Raw genomic sequence first — 18,067 nt, 5'->3', positions numbered from 1 at the left:
TGCGCACTTATTGGCGCTGCAGCAGGTAGCAGCGCACCGCGAACCGGTTGCCAATCCACGCGAGCGGTGTGCGTCGATACGCGGACCCGTTGGCAAACCCCATCTTTTCCTGTGCCGTCGACAACAGCACCCACGCAGGCGTGAATCGGCGCTCGACCTCGGCCTGATCGAGTCCCAGGAACCGCACCGGGCCACCGGGTGGGGCGGCGACGATCAACAACCGCGCGCTGGGGGCAGCGGCCGCGGTGATCTCTTGGACGTAACGGTCACGATCGCCGTCGCTCATGCCATGCAAGCAGCCGTTGTCCACAATCAACTGGAACTTCGCGTCGATGCCTGCATGACTCAGATGCGTGACATCAGCCTGGACGAAGTTGACCGACGCGCCGGCAGCACGAGCCTTGGCGCGGGCCTTATCGAGTGCCTTCGGCACGAAGTCAACCCCGGTGACCTGCCATCCGTGCTCGGCCAGGTAAATCGACGAGTCACCGGTGCCGCACCCGACGTCCAGCGCCGCGCCAGGCGACAACGCGGGTACGCCAGCGGTTCCCTGGATCAATTCCAGCAGGCTGGTTGCCTGCGCATGACCATCCCACGGGGTAAACCCGAGCCGATAAAAAACCCGGAACAAAGTGTGTCGAGAAGCCATGATCCACGGTATCCCTTGCGCAGTTCCTATCCGACCGTCGCTGCGCTGTAGTCCTTGAACTGCATCGAGTCGTAGAACCGCACACCTTTCGTGTTTAACCTTGCAAGCGTCCTGGTGAGTCCGGCCGGCAGCAGTGAAATCAGTTGTGCGCCGCGAGTCAGCGCCCACACTCCGGCAGCGGAGCTGGGTACCAGGCTCTTGGCCACGGTGCGCGCGAAAGCGCGACTGCGGCGCACCGGATCAGCCATTAGCCGTTCGTAGGCCGCGAACGCTTGCGTGTAATTTCCGTTCGCCTGCGCTAGTTCGCCGGCTAGCACGTAGGCGCCGAACACCGATAGGCTGGTGCTGCCGCCGACCGCGGGCCCCGGGCAGTACCCGGCGTCACCAACCAGTGTGACCCGCCCGCGCGACCAGCTGTCCAGCTGTAACTGGGTGATCGAGTCGAAGTAGAACGCGGGCGTGCGGTCGAGCTCGCCCAGCCAGCCGTCCACCTGCGGATGCATCCCGGCGAACGCTTGACGGAGTAACTCCTGCTGGCGCAACGCATCTCGGTAGTGATACTTGAGTTCGTTTTCGGTGCGGAACAGGAACACCGCGCGCGCATCGTCGAGGGGCTGCGCGGTGTAGATCGCCGCCAGACGGCCAGCGCCGACGTGACTGATCATCTGGCCTTCGTGTGCAAGCGTTTTCGGCAGCGACTGCACCGCCAGGTACCCGCCAAGGAACTGGGTACGCCCGGCGTCCTCACCGAAAACCAGGCGACGAACGTTTGAGTGCAGCCCGTCGGCGCCGACCACGAGGTCGAACCTGCGTGGCGCCGCGCGCTCGAAGGCCACCTCGCCGTCGGGGGAGATTGCCGTGATCGAGTCACCGAATAGGTACTCGACGTGGTCGCGGCCGGCGTCGTAGTAAGCCTCACTGAGATCGTCGCGCATGATTTCCACGTGCCAGTCGGATACGGCGCCGATAGCCTTGGTGATATCGATGCGGACCGGCCGGCGCGTGCCCTCGCGACAAATCGTCGCCGCGTTCGTTCCGGTGGCCAGCGCCTCGATCCGCGGCAGCACACCCATCTTCGCCGAAATCTCCATCGACGGCCGGAACAGGTCAACAGCGTGGCCACCCGTCTTTCGCAAAGCCGGCGCGCGTTCGACAACGGTGACCTCGAACCCGTGCCGGGTGAGCCAGTATGCCAGCACAGGACCAGAGATGCTGGCCCCGGAGATCAGGATCCGCATGACGAGCTCCTCACTTACTTAACGTTCGGTAAGCCTAGCACCAGTGTTTACCTATCGGTAAGTCAGTTAAGCTCGTTGAGTGAGTAGCCCCGGGTCAGGCACCCGACAGCGCATCCAAGAAGTCGCTCGGGATCTGTTTCTTCAGCAGGGCGTGCAGCGCACCAGCCTGCAGGACATCGCCGACAAGCTGGGGATCACCAAACCCGCGTTGTACTACCACTTCGCTTCGCGAGAAGACCTGGTGCGCAGCATCCTGGTGCCGTTGATCGACGAGGGCGAGCAATTCGTTACCGACCAGGAAAACCTTGGCTACACCGATGCCCGCGAGTTGCTTCAGGGCTATTTCGATTTTCACTACCGGCACCGTGAGGACCTCGTACTAGTGCTGGCCGAACTGACGGCGCTGGCCGACCTTGGTCTGATAGACAAGGTGCTGGCGTGGCGCGACCGGCTCGGCAAGCTGGTATTCGGTCCGAAGCCGACGCTCGCTGAGTCGACCCGCGCGGTGGTTGCTTTCGGTGGGCTGCAGGACTGTTGCCTGCAGTTTCCCGATACACCCTATAAAGCGTTGCGCGAGTCCTCGGTGGACGCTGCGCTCGCCGCGCTGGGCAAATGCGATTAAGCAATCAAACTCGCAGCATCGACGACGACACGACCTAAACCTCTAAATCGAATCCGTTGCACGCAAAGGCTAGTACGTCGTTGAGTAGCGCATTGGCGATATCGCAAATTTCTTGCAGGAAGTAGCGAGCGCATTCGTCGTAAGCGAGACCAACTGGCGGCCAATGGATTTCATGGAATCCTCTGGTCAGGCCCACCGATGGCTGACAACCAGCGACATTGTTGAGCCTCACGAGGTATCCGGCACCGTCAGTGTGGACGTTGAGTTCGATCGCGGGGTGGCCGACGAGTGCACCAGCGCTGAGCGCCTCATAGACTAGGTCCGATAAGGCTGATCCGGGGCAGCTGTCACTTGGGTCGGGAAGGTTGCCTCCCAGCTCATCGCCTTGGTTGTCGACCCAGGCCGTGAACGCGTCGTCATCGATGCCAAACGTCATCTGGGTGCCGTGAACGGTAACTATGAAGGCTGGTGCGCCGGCTGTGATACGGGGCTGACGAGCCGCGATCCGTTTGGATACCGATCCTGCGATGCCATGGCCGCAGGCCGGGTTGATGCTGTTCGGGAAGGTCGCGAGCGCCATAATGCATTGATAACAGTACATCGATATCGATGCAACATTTACTGATATAAATCCAGCGTTGAGCCCCTCGTGGTCGTGTAGTAACCTCGGCGCATACCGCGGGACAACATATGAAACGAGGGTATATTGACCAGCACGGTTGGGTCTGACAAGCCCTCGGGCAAATCTGAGCTGTCGGTAAAGCTCGACAAACTCTTCAAGATCATGCGAAACCCGGCTGAGCCGCCGCTGTCCAACGCGGCCGCCGCGGAGGCCATTACCAAGCAGACCGGGGTGTCGATCAGCTCGGCCTACATGTGGCAGCTGCGCGCGGGGGTCAAAAACAACCCGACTGTGCAGCACTTGCGGGCGATCGCCGAATTCTTCGGTGTCTCCCCGTCCTACTTGATCGACCCCGGCATCGATCCGCACATCGACGCCCAGCTCAACCTCATCCAAGCGCTACGTGACAGCGGAGTACGCGACCTGGCAATGCGTGCCTCCGGCTTAACTCCCCAGTCCCTGAGCAGTTTGGCGGCAATGGTTGATCATGTGCGCCAGCTTGAGCAACTACCGCCGGTCGCCCCTTCCCAGGAAGGTGATCTCAATGGCAATGCCTAATGCCGAGATGCTCGCTCTCGCACGCAAGTTGCCCATTCCTGTGCCTTGGAACAGGGACGTCTTCATTGAGAACCTCGCCCGTCAACGAGGTCGGCCCATCCGGCTCATCCCCACCGATACCTCGGCGTTCACCGAAAGTCCGTGTGGTTTATGGTTAATCCGCGATGACGACGACCTGATCTTTCACCAAGCCGGGACGTCGGACTACCACATCGATCAAATCGTGTGCCACGAAATCGGGCACATGGTGTTGGGACACGCGGGTGGTCAACAAGCCGGTACCAACAGCACGCCGAACGTTGAGATGCTCGGCAAACTGCTGCCCGACATCGATCCCACCACCGTGCAAAGTGTGCTGGGGCGCAAAGTCTTTGTGGACGATCAAGAGCGTGGCGCTGAAATGTTCGCGAATATGTTGATGATTGCCGCAGTCGAAGCCGGCGAGCAGAAATCGATGATGCGCAACGCCTTTTTCCACCGCGCCTGACTTAGGAAATCCATTGATGAGCTCGACGGTGCCAGGCGCGATCGCCTGGCCGTTCATCACGTTTATGGCGATCATTGTCGTCGCGCGCTACCGATGGTTCAACAACAACCTGTATGGCAGATACCTCAACAACACGCTGGCATTGGCACTGTTGGCTCAGCTGTTGCACGAGCATCTTGTGCAGGACACGCTGTCCATGGCGCCGGCCGATGCCCAGCAACTCTATGGCGCTGTGGTGGGCTTCGTTGGCACTGAATTTATTGGGTTCACCTTGCTGTGGACGGGGTTGTCGGCGGCCAAAACGCGCAAGAAGCATCGATATTATCGGCTGGCCGCGCTGGTTTTGTGCGCGGCATACCTCATCTGTGGCACCGGCGCTCGGGCCCTCGGAGAGCCCCTTGAAGTCGCCGGTGGTTGGGATCGCGTTGCCGCCTGGACCTTCGGCATGACCATGTTGCTGGTCCTAGCTGTGCACCTTGTATGGAGGTCTGTGCTTGAGCTGCGTACCGTTGCCCAGCGCCGCGAACGCCTCATCGCCATCAGCACCCTGCTGCTGGGTGCACTGCTTGCACTGACCTGCTTGCAAGACATGGGCCTGCCGATTGCTGACCAGCTTGGCTGGACCAACACCGCTGACTACAGGCTGCGGTTCCACAGGTCCATTAATTTCTACACGGCGGCCGGTGTCTGCATGATCGCTGCTGTGCCGTGTCTGATGAAGTTGCTCGGCTGTCTTGGGCTGGATCCGATCAGCCGGAGCTGGCGTAAGTTGCAGCCGTTGCGGCAGAGCATGAGAACTGCGGTCCCGGAATGCGCTTTCGACCTCGACATCGATGACCATCGCCACCTCAAAACCACGCTGCAACTACATCAAACCGTCGTCGAAATCCGGGACGCCATCTTGCAGCTGCGCCCCTATTGCCGCGAAATGCCCCGACATCATCTGGTTGGCTTCCTCGGGAAAGCTAACACTGTGCCGGCCCGCGAACACGACGCAGCGATTGAGGCTCTTCACCTGGCGCAGGCCGTCAGAGCCAAAGCTGCTGGCGCCACGCCTGAACCACGCGAAGTAGCGCTGATCGGGGTGTCGCGGGCAACCAACCTTGAGGAAGAAGTAACCGGGCTGTTGAAGCTGGCGAAATGGTGGCCGGCCGCCTACGCCACCAGTGAGCACACCACAGTATCCGGACTTGACACGATGAAAGTGAGCCCGTCCGTATGACTTTGGCTACCGCCACGCCGATTCCGCACCCTCGCTTTCGGTTGCCTATTGTTGGTGATCTTCTCACGACCGACTTCGCCAAACCCGCCCAGGGACTGGCCGCCGAGTTCGGCAAGCTCGGCAGCGGAATCGTCGAGCAACGCATCTTCGGCCTGTCGATTATCGCGCTGGCCGACCCCGCTTTGATTGACGAGGTCAATGACGAAACCGTGTGGGAAAAACACATTGGACCCGTGATGCGCAAATTGCGCCTCCTGATGGGTGACGGGCTGTTCACCGCCGATAACGAGGAACCTAACTGGCGCAAGGCGCACAACATTTTAATGCCGGCCTTCACCAAAACAGCGATGATGGCTTACCACGACACCATGGCTGCTACGGTACGTGAACTCGTCGAGTTCTGGGATACCGATAGCGCCGGCCAGTCCTGGATCGACATCCCCGCTCAAGCGAACCGACTCACCATCGAAATCATCGCTCGTGCCGGACTGGGCTATTCGTTCAGCAAGCTCAGTGACCCCGGCGACAACGCGTTTGTCGCCGCTGTCATCCGTGAACTCAGCTACTTTCGACTTACCGCCCGCACCGATGCCATACCGTTCTATGACAAACTCTTCGGGCAAAAACACCACCAACAGCATGTCGCAGACAACGCCTACATCCGCCGTCAGGTCTGCGACATCATCGAGGCTCGGCGCCGCAACCCGACCGCAGGCCCCCGCGACGACATGCTCGACATCATGCTGCACAACACCGATCCCGACACCGGCGAGCATCTCGACACCGACAACATCATCAACCAGATCCTCACGCTGCTGGTCGCCGGCAGCGAAACCTCGGCCAACGCCATCGCGTTCGCCCTGCACTACCTGTCCATCCACCCCGACGTCGCCGCCCGAGCCCGCCGCGAAGTCGACCAACGCTGGCCCGACCGCGGCATTCCCGACGTATCGTTCGGCGACATCGCCAAGCTGCGCTACCTACGCCGCATCGTCGACGAAACCCTGCGCCTGTGGCCGGTGGCGCCCGGATACCTACGTAAAGCCCGCCGCGACACCACACTTGAAAACGGCAAATACAGCTTTCGGCAAGGGGATTGGGTGTTGGTCCTGCTTCCCGCCGCGCACCGCGACCGCGCCTGGGGGCCCGACGCTCACGACTTCAACCCCGACCGCTTCCTGCCCGAAAACCTGCGCAAGCTGCCCCCGTATACCTACAAGCCCTTTGGTACCGGGCCCCGTGCCTGCATCGGCCGCCAATTCGCCCTCCACGAAATGGTATTGGCGTTGGCGATGATCGTGCATCAATTCACCGTGGAGCCACACCCCGGTTACCAACTCGAGGTGGCGGAGACAATGACACTCAAGCCCAAGAACCTGCGCCTACGCCTGCACCGTCGCCGCTAAACCGAACTAGATATCGGTAGCAACGTATCTCGTCTTGACCGGAGGCGCGGCCAGCAGTGAAGGCAGCTCCGTCAATCGACCGTCGCCGGCACGAAATCTGCGGTAGGCCTCGTCGTGCTCGACCGTGTCCCAGAGTTCGTAGATGATCCAGTGCGCCTCGTCGTCCTGATCGACGAGGACGTCGGTGCGGAGGTTCCCGTCGAACGCCCGGGTGTCCCGCAGCGCCCGGCCCATGACGTCGCGAGCCGTTTGCACCGCTTCCGGCTTGAATTTCAGTTCGAGTAGCACCGTCACTGGCATCGTCATCTCCTAGGTTGCGACTGCGATCTCAAGATACCTGTCATCGTGCGGTTGCTTCATCAGCCCCGCACGCCACATGGGTACCGCGCGGAGAGCAGCACCCGATCTGGGAAGGCGCTCGCCCCCGAAATCTTGACCTGGCCTGCCGGGAACCCGCAGCTGATCGGCGGTCAATGCGGCGACTGTGGCGCCACCACCTTTCCTGCGCAGCCGCGGTGTCCGCGTTGCAGTGCCGGACAGACGGGCGAGTTGTTGTTGCCGCGTCGCGGGATGGTAGTGGCGTGGACTAAGTACGGTATCGGCATCGCCGTCGGCCTGGACAGCACCCTCGCGGCGCCTTCACTGACGACCCCACGGGCGGAAGACGCCTCGCCGACGGTGCCACCGAGATCCACGGATCGATTCCGGTCAACACCGACGTCCGGCTGATTGCCAACGGCGAGCCGATCGGAGCGTCGGGGCTGGCCCAGGTGTATGGCGCGCCTGGGACCTCGTCAGCGACCATCCTGTCGGTCTAGATCGCCGGGCCCAGCAGGTCGTCGGCGTCGCGGATGATGTAGCCGTAGCCTTGCTCGGCTAAGAATCGCTGCCGGTGTGCGGCGTACTCGGCGTCCAGGCTGTCGCGGGCAACCACGGAGTAGAAGATGGCTCCACCGCCGTCGGCCTTGGGTCGCAGCAACCGGCCCAGTCGCTGCGCCTCCTCTTGACGTGAGCCAAATGTTCCCGAAACCTGCACCGCCACAGCTGCTTCCGGCAAGTCAATGGAGAAGTTGGCGACCTTGGACACCACCAGCGTGGAGACTTCACCGCGGCGGAAGGCGTCGAACAGCGCTTCGCGTTCTTTGGTTTTCGTCGATCCTTGAATGACCGGAGCATTGAGTTCCGCGCCAAGCTCGTCGAGCTGATCCAAGTAGGCACCGATCACCAGGGTTTGCTCGCCGGGGTGTCGACTCAGCACCGATTTGACCACCGCAATCTTCGAATGCGCCGTCGAGCAAACACGGTAGCGTTCTTCGGGTTCGGCGGTAGCGTAGGTCATCCTCTCGTTGTCTGTCATGGTGACCCGAACTTCGACGCACTCCGCTGGCGCGATCCAGCCCTGCGCCTCGATGTCCTTCCACGGCGCGTCATAGCGTTTCGGGCCGATCAGGGAAAACACGTCGCCTTCACAGCCGTCTTCGCGGATCAACGTGGCGGTCAGGCCCAGCCGCCGCTTGGACTGCAGGTCGGCGGTCATCCGGAACACCGGCGCCGGCAACAGGTGCACCTCGTCGTAGATGATCAGCCCCCAGTCGCGGCTGTCGAAGAGTTCCAGATGCCGGTACTCGCCCTTGGTGCGGCGGGTGATCATTTGGTAGGTCGAGATGGTCACCGGCCGGATTTCCTTGCGCTCCCCGGAGTATTCGCCGATCTCGTCCTCGGTCAGCGAGGTGCGCGCGACTAGCTCGCGTTTCCACTGTCGGGCGGCGACGATGTTGGTGACAAGGATCAGCGTCGTCGCTCCGGCTTTCGCCATCGCGGCCGCCCCCACCAGCGTTTTGCCGGCGCCACACGGCAGCACCACCACCCCGGAGCCGCCAGACCAGAATGAGTCGGCAGCCAGCCGCTGGTAGTCGCGCAGCTGCCAACCGTCTTGCAGCAGGCTGATTGGGTGCGCTTCACCGTCGACGTAACCAGCGAGATCCTCTGCGGGCCAACCAATCTTGAGCAGCATCTGTTTGACCCGGCCGCGCTCGCTAGGATGGACGATGACGGTGTCGTCGTCAATCCGGGTGCCCAGCATCGGTGCGATCTTTTTGTTACGCAACACCTCCTCGAGCACCGCGCGATCCAGGCTGACCAGCGTCAGGCCGTGGGCAGGATTCTTGACCAACTGCAGCCGCCCATAGCGGGCCATGGTGTCGACGATGTCGACCAGCAGCGGCTGCGGTACCGCGTAGCGGGAGTGACTGACCAACGCGTCGACGACTTGTTCGGCGTCATGGCCGGCGGCGCGGGCATTCCACAACGCCAGCGGTGTGATGCGGTAGGTGTGCACGTGTTCGGGTGCGCGTTCCAGCTCGGCGAACGGCGCGATGGCGGCACGTGCCGCATCGGCCAGCTCATGGTCCACCTCGAGCAGCACCGTCTTATCGGACTGCACTATCAACGGCCCATCGGTCATTGCCCTATTATCTGTCCTCGGCCGACACCACTGACGTGATGCGGTGGATGGCAAAGTCACGTAGCCGCCCGGACCCCGAATCGAAGGCCACCAGCTGACCACCCCGTATGGCGATTGGCGATACCACCCGCTGGGTGGCCACGCCGGCAGCGTCGAGATAGCCGATCACCAGCGTGGTCTCTTCTCTCGCGGCGCGTTGCAACAGCGACATGGTCACGGCCGGGTCGACGCGGATATTGCCAAACGGTGCGGCGGTCACTTTACGTAGCACCGCGATGACCGCGTTGAGGGTCTCAGTGCTTGGCCGCTGCAGTGGGCGGTAGGGCCGCCGATGCGCTGGTGTGGGCAACCTCGCTCCGCGAGGCCGGACGTCGACGATGGAGCCGGAGGAGTCCTCGGCGGCTGGGGCGAACCCTGCGGTCCGCAACGCGACGAGGACTTCGGCGATGGGGGCGGGCGACACCGCCACCGTCGGAGCCAGGGCCCGCAGCTGCAGCTCTTCTGCGGCCGCCACCGCCTGGGCCAGCAGCGCCGGGTCCTCGCACCGGACGAACGATGCGGCCATGCCGATCCGGAGCTGGCCATGTCGGCGCGCAACATCATCGATGAGATATGTGAGTCCCTGTGGCACTGGGGTTTTGGAGTGATTCGTAAAGAGTTCATGCATCCAGTCGCGAGTTTTTCCAGTGTCGAGCGCATGCCGGATCGACTGCTCGCTGATGCGGTACACCATCGCCGTGCCGGCTGATTCGACGGTGGCGACCGTGCCCAATTCCTTGGCAAGTTCGCGTTGCAGCGGCCCAGGTACCACGACCGTCAGGTCGGCCTGCACGAGAAAGTGGTCGATTGGTTTGGGTAGCGCCCGCGTCATCGCCGCGACAGCGGCGGCGGGGTCGGCGGAGGCGGCGGCGGGTTCGACGGCCTCGTCCAGCAGGGCGCGGCCGGGCGTGCTGATCGCGCCGCGACCCACCAGGCCCATCGTGTGGCCCTCGACCAACAGATCGGCGACAGGTCCAGGCTGCAGCCGCCTGGCCCAGCGCGGGCGCCGCCAGATCAGCGCCGCCGACGCTTCGGCTGCTTCGACACCGGCTCCAGCTGGTAGTTCGGCGAGCATGCCGAGCAACAGCCGGCGATCCAGCGGGGCTGCTGTCGAATACAACGAATCTGACAGGGCACCATAAGGTTTGGCGTCCGGGCCACGGCTGCCGATCAACGCGGGCCGGCACTGCAAGTCAAGCCAGGTGCTGGCCAGCAGGTGCCAACGCTCCGCGGGGGACATCGCGGTGAACCGGTCGGCGGCCACCGTCGGCGCCCAATAAGGGCCGTCACCAGTGGCTGGCTCTGGATCGGGCATGCCGCTGGCGATCAATCCGGCCGCGGCCGCGACCTCGAGGAGCAAGCCCAGCCGGGGCTCGTCGATGCCGGTAGCTTTGGCTAGCCGCTTGACTTCACGAACACCCAGTCCGCCGCTGCGTAGCTCGGAAACCGGTGCGTTGCCGAGGGTCTCGAGCAGTACATCGAGTTCGTGCAGCGCCTCGATGACTGCCCCGGCTGCCGCGGCGTCGGCGTCGTTGGGTGCGGTTGCCGAAACCACCGGATCCGGCTGCGTCAGCTGCATCGGACCGGGCTGCTCGCCGCGCAGCACCTGCCCGACGTGGCGGGGCAGAATCACCGTCTCGGCATCGATGCGTCGCAGCAGACCCATCGCGAGCAGCTGCGGCACCGGCCGCTCTGGTGCGGCGCCAGGCGCGGCGTCGCGGGTGCGCCCCAGCGGGGACCCTTCGAGTAATTTCTGCAGCACATCCAGCTGCGCTTGGTTGAGGTGATCGATTAGCTCGGCGATCTGTTCGCCGGTGCGCGAGGCGTCCTCGAGCGTGACTTGCCCCGGATGCCACGGCAACGCGGTGGCGGCGTCGGCGGCTATCCGGACTTCGGTCTCGCCCCAGGCCAGGGCGCGTTGCCGGAGGTCATCTAGCGCGCCGACCACGTCGGCCGCCGGAGCGCGGTCGCCGATCAGCGCCTGCAGCTTGGCGGTCGGCACCGGCGTGCTATCGGCCTGCAGCACTAGCAGTGCGTCGATCACCGCCAGTTGTAAGAAGTCGAGCTCGTCGGTGGCAGCCTTGACTGATTGGCGGGCCTGCGCCCGCATGGCCAGCGCCGCGATACTTCCGGGTGGCGGTTGGGCTAGGTCGGGCCGTAGCTCCAGCAGCCGGATCAGCCGCTCGTCGGACAAGTCGGCCAGCCAGGACCCCAGCGGGATATCCGGGGTGTTGTCGGTCATTGCTGATCAGCGTAAAGCAGCCGGACGCGACGCAATGCTCAGCGACAGCGGGCGAGCCAGCGCCTGCAGCGCGGTGCTTAGCGTCACGTGCAGGTACGAGACCTGTAAGAATGTACGTCGTGGCTGACATTGCTGAGAGCAAGGCGCGCAAAAACAGATACGTGGACAACGGCTGGCCGACGACTGATCCCGACGACCACGCGGTAAGCGAACTGGTGACCGACCGCACAGGCGCGTTATCGCCCTTCGGTGAACTGGTGTTTCCGGTGCCCGCCGACGACCTGCCCTACGTGCACCCGGTCACCGTCGTCAACCGGTAGGGCCACCGGGATGGCTAGGGCTTCTGAGGCGCCCAGGCCTGCTGCGGCATGCGGATCGGGGGAATCCCGCTCGGGCCCGTTGTCGCATCTGGATGAGCGGGGGGCAGCGCACATGGTCGATGTCACCGAGAAGGTCGCTACCAGGCGGACCGCCGTTGCCGCGGGCGTCGTGCACACCTCGGCGCACGTGGTGGCGCTGCTCTCGACCGGCGGCCTGCCCAAAGGCGATGCGTTGGCGACCGCGCGGGTGGCGGGCATTCTGGCGGCTAAACGCACCAGCGACCTGATCCCGCTGTGCCACCAGCTCGCCCTCGCCGGTGTCGACGTGGATTTCACCGTCGGCGAATCGGACATCGAGATCACCGCGATAGTGCGTAGCACCGACCGCACCGGTGTCGAGATGGAGGCGCTGACCGCCGTCAGTGTGGCCGGGCTAACGCTCTACGACATGATCAAAGCGGTTGACCCGGCCGCCCGCATCGACAACATTCGGGTGCTCCGCAAGGAGGGCGGCAAAAGCGGAACTTGGGTACGGTGATGGGCGGCCGATCCGCACGAATCATCATCGCTTCCACCCGGGCGTCGGCCGGTGAGTATGAGGACCGATGCGGGCCAATCATCGCGGAATGGCTTGGGCAGCATGGGTTTTCGCCCGTACAACCGGAGGTGGTTGCTGACGGTGGCCCGGTTGGTGAGGCGTTGAGCGACGCGGTCGACGCGCGCGTGGACGTCATCATCACCTCCGGTGGTACCGGCATCTCGCCTAGTGACAACACCCCGGACCAGACTGCGGCGGTGCTGGACTACATGATTCCCGGGCTAGCCGACGCTATCCGCCGCAGCGGGCTGCCCAAGGTACCGACGTCGGTGCTATCGCGCGGGGTGTGCGGGGTGGCCGGTCGGACCTTGATCGTCAATTTGCCGGGTTCGCCCGGCGGGGTGCGTGACGGTCTTGCAGTGCTTGCCGATGTGCTAGACCACGCGCTCGATCAACTCGCCGGCGGAGATCACCAACGATGACGCGCGCCGGCGACGATGCAGAGCGCAGCGATGAGGTGGGGGCACCACCCGCTTGCGGGGGAGAGTGGCGCCGATGACGCGCGCCGGTGACGATGCAGAGCGCAGCCGATGAGGAGGAGTGGCGCCGATGACGTTGGTGCTGCGGGCCGCCATTACCGATCAGCCGATCTCTCTGGCCGAGCACGAGGATCTGGTGAGTCATCACTCGGCCGGAGCCATCGTCGGTTTCGTTGGAATGATCCGCGACCACGACGATGGACGTCGGGTGTTGCGGCTCGAGTATTCCGCACATCCGTCGGCCGCACAGGTGCTTACCGACGTGGTGGTCGAGGTGGCTGAGCAGTCCAACGGGGTGCGTGCGGTCGCGGCCAGCCATCGGATCGGCGTGCTGCAGATCGGCGAGGCGGCCTTGGTGGCCGCGGTCGCGGCCGACCATCGACAGGCGGCATTCGACATCTGCGCCCATCTGGTCGACACCATCAAGGCGCGGCTACCGGTGTGGAAGCACCAATTCTTCGATGACGGCACCGACCAATGGGTGGGCTCGGCGTAAGCGTCAGCTGAGGATGGCCGGCTGGGCGAGTGCGGCCAGCGCGTCGTTTCCGTGCACGTTTTCCGCCTGGATCGCTTGCCACAGTTTCTGTGTGTAGTCGACGCTCGAGGTCTGCTGTGGTTGCGCGGGCGGCGGCAGGTCGGCCGGTGCCGGCGGGAGGTCGTCGGCGGGTGGTAGGAGCGGAGCGGGCGGGAGGTTATCCGCGGGCGGTGCGGGGTCCGCGGGCGGAGGCGAAGGTGCGTCAGCGGGCGGTGGGGCTAGCGGTGCTAGCGCACCGTTGATCTCCGGCGCGTCCAGCGGCGCGTCCATCCCGGCCGGAAGAACTTCTCGCGGGGTCGGGCCCGATAACCCGTGACCGCAGGCAGGCCAGGCGCCGCGCCCCTGGGTCGCCAGTACGCGCTCAGCAACGGCGATCTGCTGTTCCCTAGTGGCCAGTTGGGCGGATGGGGCGTACTCGCCGCCACCGTGCGACGCCCAGGTGCCTTGTGAGAACTGCAGGCCACCGAGGTAGCCGTTGCCGGTGTTGATTGCCCAGTTCCCACCGGACTCGCAGCGGGCTACCTGATCCCATTCGCCGTCGGTAGCCGCGCCCGCCTGGCTGGCCAGAGCGATGCTCCCGCCGCCTAGCACCATCCCGGTAAAGGCGATTTTGGCGACGCTGATGCTTGATGTAGTGGGCTTGCGGTGACGTCCACGCATACGCCAGGTATTCCTCTCGGTACGCGCCTGCGAAGTCAGCTGTCGGGTTCGGGCTGGATTGCATTAGAGAGGCACCCGGCCGGCGTCGTATTGATCACGGAGATGACGTCGGCTTCACCCCAAGGGCCGCATGCGGCCCCGGTCCGATCTCGGCGGACTGGTGGGTCCCCCGCCTCCATCCACGGTTGGTGTCCCCCGCCTACTGGATGGAGCTCGGCGCTATAGGGAGGGAGGAACGCCACTGGTTAGCTTGGCGAGCCTGGGGAGACGGTAGCGGCTGCAGGTGCTCTCGTCACGTGTTGAGAAACTTCGCGTTTCGCGTGTCGTCATGCGACAAAACACCAGGATCCGAGAGCATTTACCCAGGTCGCAAGTGCTCGATATGGGCCCGTGTCCGTGTCGTTATCATTCCGTTATGTGCGGAAGGTCACAGTCTCATCCGCCGGCAAACGGTGGCAAGACGTCGATCGTGTCACCGGGTTGCAACGCTATGGTCTGGTCGCGAACGGCGATTCCATCGCGCAGATAGGAGCATCGGCTCAATACCGTGGCGAGGTGCGAACCCTGGACCGCAAGGCTCTCTACCAGCTCGGCGACTGTGGTGCCCGGCCGTAACGTCACTGTCGCCGACTCGGCACCTGCGGCCGCCCGCGCGGCGGCGAAGTAGCGCACATTGACCCGAATTCCGACGGCTTCGCCGGGTGTCTTAGCCACCGATCGCGCTCATCGGGCGATCAGGCTGGACGAAGTTGGGCTCGTTGATGCCGTGGCCAGCAGGCTTGCCCCACATGGCGGCGCGCCACGCTGTTTCGATCGTCTCGTCGTCCGCGTTGCTGCGCAGCAGTCCGCGTAGGTCGGTCTCCTCACTTGAGAACAGACAGCTGCGGATTTGGCCGTCGGCCGTCAGCCGGGTGCGGTCACAGCTCGCGCAGAAGGCGTGCGACACCGACGCGATGACGCCAAACTTTCCGGTCGGCGTGCCGGGGCCGGTGTCGACCAGCCAGAGCTCGGCCGGAGCCGAACCACGCGGCGCCGGGTCGGGCCGCAGCCGGAAGTGGGGCCGTAGTGCGGCTAGCACGTCGTCGGCGCTCAGTGCGGTCTCCCGCCGCCACTGGTGCCCCGCGTCCAGCGGCATCTGCTCGATGACCCGCAACTGATAGCTGTGGTCCAGGCAGAACCGCAACAGCTCGACGACATCGTCGCGGCCGCTCGTCGGATCCAGCACCGCATTCACCTTGACCGGCGCTAGACCTGCTTCCTTGGCGGCGGCTAAGCCGGCCACCACGTCAGCGAGTCGGTCCCGGCGGGTGATGGCCGCAAAACGGGCCTGGTCCACGCTGTCCATCGACACGTTGACCCGGTCCAGGCCTGCGTCAGCCAGAGCGAAAGCCCTCCTGGCCAGTCCTACACCGTTGGTGGTCAACGAGATCTCCGGGCGGGGCCGCAGACTGGCCGCCGCTGCGACGACCTCTTCGAGGTGGCGGGCCAACAGCGGCTCACCACCGGTGAACCGCACGCTGGTGACACCGAGCCGGGTGACGGCAATGCGCATCAACCTGGCGAGCTCGTCGGGCCGCAGCAGTTGCTGGGCAGGTAGCCAATCCAGGCCTGCTGCCGGCATGCAATAGCTGCACCGCAGATTGCAGCGGTCGGTCAGCGATACCCGCAGGTCGGTGGCTACCCTGTCGAAGGTGTCCACTAGTGGGCCATCGGTTGGTACGTCCCGAGCGGCGGCGTGGTCATTCACCCGGCTTTGCGTGCGGCCAGGTACTGTCGGCACTCCCAGCGCGGTCAGCGTCATCCGGGTACCCGCTCGAATCGAGTTGACGAGCCGACGTCGACGATGTCTTTGCCCAGCGGAACCAGCGAAACCGGGATGAGCTTGAGGTTGGCCAGGGCCAGCGGAATCCCGATGATCGTGACCGCCATCGCCGCGGCACTGACCAGATGTCCGATCGCCAGCCACATCCCAAACAGCAGTACCCAGATGACGTTGCCGACGAAAGCGCCCGCGCCGGCGCCGGGCTTGTCGACGATCGTCCGGCCGAATGGCCACAACGCGTATGACGCGATGCGCAGGGCCGCGACGCCGAAGGGGATGGTGACGATGAGCAAGAAGCTGATAACCGCTGCGAGCAGGTAGCCAAGAGCCAGCCAAAGGCCACCGAAAACCAGCCAGATGACGTTCAAGATCAGACGCATATCTCCTCCAGCGGTAATGCCACCCTACCGAGTAACGGCTAATCTGGGTGCTTCGCGGGCAACCGCCCGAGTAGAATCAGAAACCAACATCGCGTCCCGCCCGCGCAGGCGGGACGCTTATTCTGTTGTCCATCTTAGTGATCTGTCAGACAAGCAGGTGAGACCAGTGCCGACCGGCAAGGTGAAGTGGTACGACGCCGACAAGGGGTTCGGCTTCCTCTCGCAGGAGGATGGCGAAGACGTCTACGTTCGTTCGTCGGCGTTGCCCGCGGGTGTCGAGGGGCTCAAAGCCGGGCAACGGGTGGAATTCGGCGTGGCTTCTGGCCGGCGCGGACCGCAGGCATTAAGCCTCAAGCTGATTGATCCGCCACCGAGCCTCGCTCGCCAGGCGCGCCGCGAGGCGCCGGCCGAGCACCGGCACAGCCCGGATGAGCTGCACGGCATGGTCGAAGACATGATCACTTTGCTGGAGAGCACGGTGCAGCCCGAGTTGCGTAAAGGCCGCTACCCGGACCGCAAGACGGCCAGGCGGGTATCCGAGGTGGTCAAGGCGGTGGCCCGCGAACTCGACGCCTAGTGGGTTCGACTGGGCCGCTTTGCTTCACGGCCACCCTGCGCAGCGTCGTCGTTCTCATCGTGGCGGGCTTCCTGCCCTGGGGTGCGCTGACCTCGTGCACCGAAAACACCCGGGTGGCGCCGACGCCGATGCCGACGTACCGAGTCGGCCTGCGGCAGGTCAGCTTCATCGACGACAGCAACCCCCAAGTGGGTGCGCGCCACCTCGCACTGAACATCTTTTACCCAGCTCAGGCCCCAGGTCCCGCGGACAAGCCGTTCCCAATGCCGTTTTTCACCAACCTGGACTTCTACCGCGAGCTGCCGCCGGTGCTCGACGGTCACCGGCATCCGCTGATCTTGTTCTCGCACGGCCGCGGCAGTACCGGGCTGCAGTACGCGTGGTTTGCTCAGGCACTGGCCAGCCGCGGGTACGTCGTGGCCGCACTCAATCACTACCGCGCCAACACCTACGATTCCAGCATCGAGTACCTAACCAGCAAGCTGTGGCAGCGGCCAAAGGATTTGACTTTGACCGCGAATTTCATTGTTGGTGACTCGTTTTGGGGTCGGCTGGTGGACCCGGAACGGATCGGGGTGGCCGGGCACTCGCAGGGGGGATTCACCTCGCTGTGGATCGGCGGTGCGCGAGTCAACGCCGAGAAGTTCCTGTCTTTCCAGCAGGGCGTCAAAAACAATTTGGCGATCCCGGCCGATATCCGCGACCAGCTACCGCTGGACGCCGCCCCAGCTCTTGACGTCGCCGACCCGCGAATCAAAGCAGTTTTCGCGATGGCCCCCGGCGTTCTCCAAGACTTCGGTATGGACGCGGCTGGCCTGCATCAGGTGAGGGTGCCCAGCTATATCACCGTCGGAGCCCATGACACCCAGACACCGCCCAAGGAGAACGCCGAATTCGCAGCCGCCAACATTTCGGGCGCCAAGCTCAATGTCCTACCCGGCGACGTCGACCACGAGGTTTTCGGCAATGAGTGCAACCAGCGGGGACGCGATGAGTTTCCCGAGGCGTGCATCGACGCTCCGAGGGTGAACCGCCACGCAATCCACACCGAGATTGCCGAGGCCGCAGCGCAGTTCTTCGCGACCGCGTTCGGTAGCTGACTAGCTCAGTTCTGAGGCCGACGGTGGTGTTTCCAGCCCGTCGAACT

General features: G+C 64.1%; 20 protein-coding genes, 3 pseudogenes and 1 riboswitch. Of the genes and pseudogenes, 13 read left to right on the top strand and 10 right to left on the bottom strand.

The genetic code is table 11. The features are described from left to right. Positions 1-7: 7 nt before the first annotated feature. Complete coding sequence (locus B586_RS16485) at positions 8-649, bottom strand: class I SAM-dependent methyltransferase (protein ID WP_054879379.1); 642 nt, start codon at positions 647-649, stop codon at positions 8-10. A gap of 26 nt (positions 650-675) precedes the next feature. Next, the gene (locus B586_RS16480) at positions 676-1,887 is read right to left on the bottom strand and encodes an FAD-dependent monooxygenase (protein WP_054879380.1); all 1,212 of its coding nucleotides are present in this window, start codon (positions 1,885-1,887) and stop codon (positions 676-678) included. Positions 1,888-1,966: 79 nt separating this feature from the next. On the opposite strand from B586_RS16480, the gene B586_RS16475 reads away from it, so the two are divergent. Beyond that, entirely contained in the window at positions 1,967-2,509 is a 543-nt protein-coding gene (locus B586_RS16475) for a TetR/AcrR family transcriptional regulator (protein ID WP_082607667.1), read from the top strand. A 34-nt stretch (positions 2,510-2,543) separates the two neighbouring features. Here the strand turns inward: B586_RS16475 and B586_RS22245 are convergent, their stop codons facing one another. After that, positions 2,544-3,089, bottom strand: a complete 546-nt coding sequence (locus B586_RS22245) for a hypothetical protein (protein WP_236971305.1) — start codon at positions 3,087-3,089, stop codon at positions 2,544-2,546. Between the two features lie 204 nt (positions 3,090-3,293). Here B586_RS22245 and B586_RS16465 point away from each other — a divergent pair, with 204 nt between their 5' ends. Genes B586_RS16465 through B586_RS16450 form a run of 4 tightly spaced genes read left to right on the top strand, consistent with a single transcriptional unit; the run spans position 3,294 to position 6,804 of the window. After that, positions 3,294-3,689, top strand: a complete 396-nt coding sequence (locus B586_RS16465; protein WP_236971427.1) for a helix-turn-helix domain-containing protein — start codon at positions 3,294-3,296, stop codon at positions 3,687-3,689. Then, the gene (locus B586_RS16460; RefSeq protein ID WP_054879382.1) at positions 3,676-4,176 is read left to right on the top strand and encodes a hypothetical protein; all 501 of its coding nucleotides are present in this window, start codon (positions 3,676-3,678) and stop codon (positions 4,174-4,176) included. The genes B586_RS16465 and B586_RS16460 overlap by 14 nt, the downstream gene beginning before the upstream one ends. 16 nt (positions 4,177-4,192) lie before the next feature. Then, positions 4,193-5,398, top strand: a complete 1,206-nt coding sequence (locus B586_RS16455) for a DUF6545 domain-containing protein (RefSeq protein ID WP_156406819.1) — start codon at positions 4,193-4,195, stop codon at positions 5,396-5,398. Further along, the gene (locus B586_RS16450) at positions 5,395-6,804 is read left to right on the top strand and encodes a cytochrome P450 (protein ID WP_082607665.1); all 1,410 of its coding nucleotides are present in this window, start codon (positions 5,395-5,397) and stop codon (positions 6,802-6,804) included. The genes B586_RS16455 and B586_RS16450 overlap by 4 nt, the downstream gene beginning before the upstream one ends. A gap of 6 nt (positions 6,805-6,810) precedes the next feature. Here the strand turns inward: B586_RS16450 and B586_RS16445 are convergent, their stop codons facing one another. Continuing rightward, on the bottom strand, positions 6,811-7,104 hold the full coding sequence (locus B586_RS16445; RefSeq protein ID WP_047315282.1) for a putative quinol monooxygenase: 294 nt from the start codon (positions 7,102-7,104) through the stop codon (positions 6,811-6,813). 51 nt (positions 7,105-7,155) lie between these two features. On the opposite strand from B586_RS16445, the pseudogene B586_RS22240 reads away from it, so the two are divergent. Both B586_RS22240 and B586_RS22235 read left to right on the top strand, forming a co-directional pair. Beyond that, positions 7,156-7,401, top strand: a pseudogene (locus tag B586_RS22240) (zinc ribbon domain-containing protein); the annotation flags it as partial. A 71-nt stretch (positions 7,402-7,472) separates the two neighbouring features. Beyond that, a pseudogene (locus B586_RS22235) lies at positions 7,473-7,622 on the top strand (thiolase family protein); the annotation flags it as partial. Here the strand turns inward: B586_RS22235 and B586_RS16440 are convergent. Both B586_RS16440 and B586_RS16435 read right to left on the bottom strand, forming a co-directional pair. Next, positions 7,619-9,268: a DNA repair helicase XPB gene (locus B586_RS16440; RefSeq protein WP_047315245.1), complete on the bottom strand. Its 1,650-nt coding sequence runs from the start codon at positions 9,266-9,268 to the stop codon at positions 7,619-7,621. The pseudogene B586_RS22235 and the gene B586_RS16440 sit on opposite strands and share 4 nt — an antisense overlap. A 7-nt stretch (positions 9,269-9,275) precedes the next feature. Then, the gene (locus tag B586_RS16435; RefSeq protein ID WP_054879384.1) at positions 9,276-11,549 is read right to left on the bottom strand and encodes a helicase-associated domain-containing protein; all 2,274 of its coding nucleotides are present in this window, start codon (positions 11,547-11,549) and stop codon (positions 9,276-9,278) included. A 119-nt stretch (positions 11,550-11,668) separates the two neighbouring features. Here B586_RS16435 and B586_RS16430 point away from each other — a divergent pair, with 119 nt between their 5' ends. The 4 genes from B586_RS16430 (at position 11,669) to B586_RS16415 (ending at position 13,442) form a co-directional block, all read left to right on the top strand. Next, the gene (locus B586_RS16430) at positions 11,669-11,869 is read left to right on the top strand and encodes a hypothetical protein (RefSeq protein ID WP_211141514.1); all 201 of its coding nucleotides are present in this window, start codon (positions 11,669-11,671) and stop codon (positions 11,867-11,869) included. A 10-nt stretch (positions 11,870-11,879) separates the two neighbouring features. Continuing rightward, positions 11,880-12,407 carry a cyclic pyranopterin monophosphate synthase MoaC gene (moaC, locus tag B586_RS16425; protein WP_082129352.1) on the top strand — a complete coding sequence of 176 codons (528 nt, stop codon included), beginning with the start codon at positions 11,880-11,882 and terminating at the stop codon, positions 12,405-12,407. Then, the gene (locus B586_RS16420; RefSeq protein ID WP_054879386.1) at positions 12,407-12,889 is read left to right on the top strand and encodes a MogA/MoaB family molybdenum cofactor biosynthesis protein; all 483 of its coding nucleotides are present in this window, start codon (positions 12,407-12,409) and stop codon (positions 12,887-12,889) included. The genes moaC and B586_RS16420 overlap by 1 nt, the downstream gene beginning before the upstream one ends. 127 nt (positions 12,890-13,016) lie before the next feature. Continuing rightward, positions 13,017-13,442, top strand: coding sequence for a molybdenum cofactor biosynthesis protein MoaE (locus B586_RS16415; protein WP_054879387.1), 426 nt, complete (start codon positions 13,017-13,019; stop codon positions 13,440-13,442). 120 nt (positions 13,443-13,562) lie between these two features. Here B586_RS16415 and B586_RS16410 read toward each other — a convergent pair. The 4 genes and pseudogenes from B586_RS16410 to B586_RS16395 form a co-directional block, all read right to left on the bottom strand. Next, positions 13,563-14,141 (bottom strand): annotated as a pseudogene (locus tag B586_RS16410) (transglycosylase family protein); the annotation flags it as partial. An 8-nt stretch (positions 14,142-14,149) separates the two neighbouring features. Then, a riboswitch (cyclic di-AMP (ydaO/yuaA leader) is annotated at positions 14,150-14,370 on the bottom strand. A 206-nt stretch (positions 14,371-14,576) separates the two neighbouring features. Then, on the bottom strand, positions 14,577-14,855 hold the full coding sequence (locus B586_RS16405) for a MoaD/ThiS family protein (RefSeq protein WP_054879389.1): 279 nt from the start codon (positions 14,853-14,855) through the stop codon (positions 14,577-14,579). Beyond that, positions 14,848-15,942, bottom strand: a complete 1,095-nt coding sequence (moaA, locus tag B586_RS16400; protein ID WP_054879390.1) for a GTP 3',8-cyclase MoaA — start codon at positions 15,940-15,942, stop codon at positions 14,848-14,850. The genes B586_RS16405 and moaA overlap by 8 nt, the downstream gene beginning before the upstream one ends. After that, positions 15,939-16,343, bottom strand: a complete 405-nt coding sequence (locus B586_RS16395) for a YccF domain-containing protein (RefSeq protein ID WP_054879391.1) — start codon at positions 16,341-16,343, stop codon at positions 15,939-15,941. Before B586_RS16395 ends, moaA begins: the two co-directional genes overlap by 4 nt. 166 nt (positions 16,344-16,509) lie before the next feature. Here B586_RS16395 and B586_RS16390 point away from each other — a divergent pair, with 166 nt between their 5' ends. Together B586_RS16390 and B586_RS16385 are read left to right on the top strand one after the other, a co-directional pair. Beyond that, positions 16,510-16,920, top strand: coding sequence for a cold-shock protein (locus tag B586_RS16390; protein WP_047314246.1), 411 nt, complete (start codon positions 16,510-16,512; stop codon positions 16,918-16,920). Then, positions 16,920-18,020, top strand: coding sequence for an alpha/beta hydrolase family protein (locus tag B586_RS16385; protein ID WP_054879392.1), 1,101 nt, complete (start codon positions 16,920-16,922; stop codon positions 18,018-18,020). Before B586_RS16390 ends, B586_RS16385 begins: the two co-directional genes overlap by 1 nt. Positions 18,021-18,067: the final 47 nt, after the last annotated feature.

Source organism: Mycobacterium haemophilum DSM 44634 (assembly GCF_000340435.2).
In the GTDB taxonomy this organism is placed as follows: domain Bacteria; phylum Actinomycetota; class Actinomycetes; order Mycobacteriales; family Mycobacteriaceae; genus Mycobacterium; species Mycobacterium haemophilum.
The sequence above is the reverse complement of the archived record's forward strand: the minus strand, read 5'-3'. Positions and strand labels throughout refer to the sequence as shown.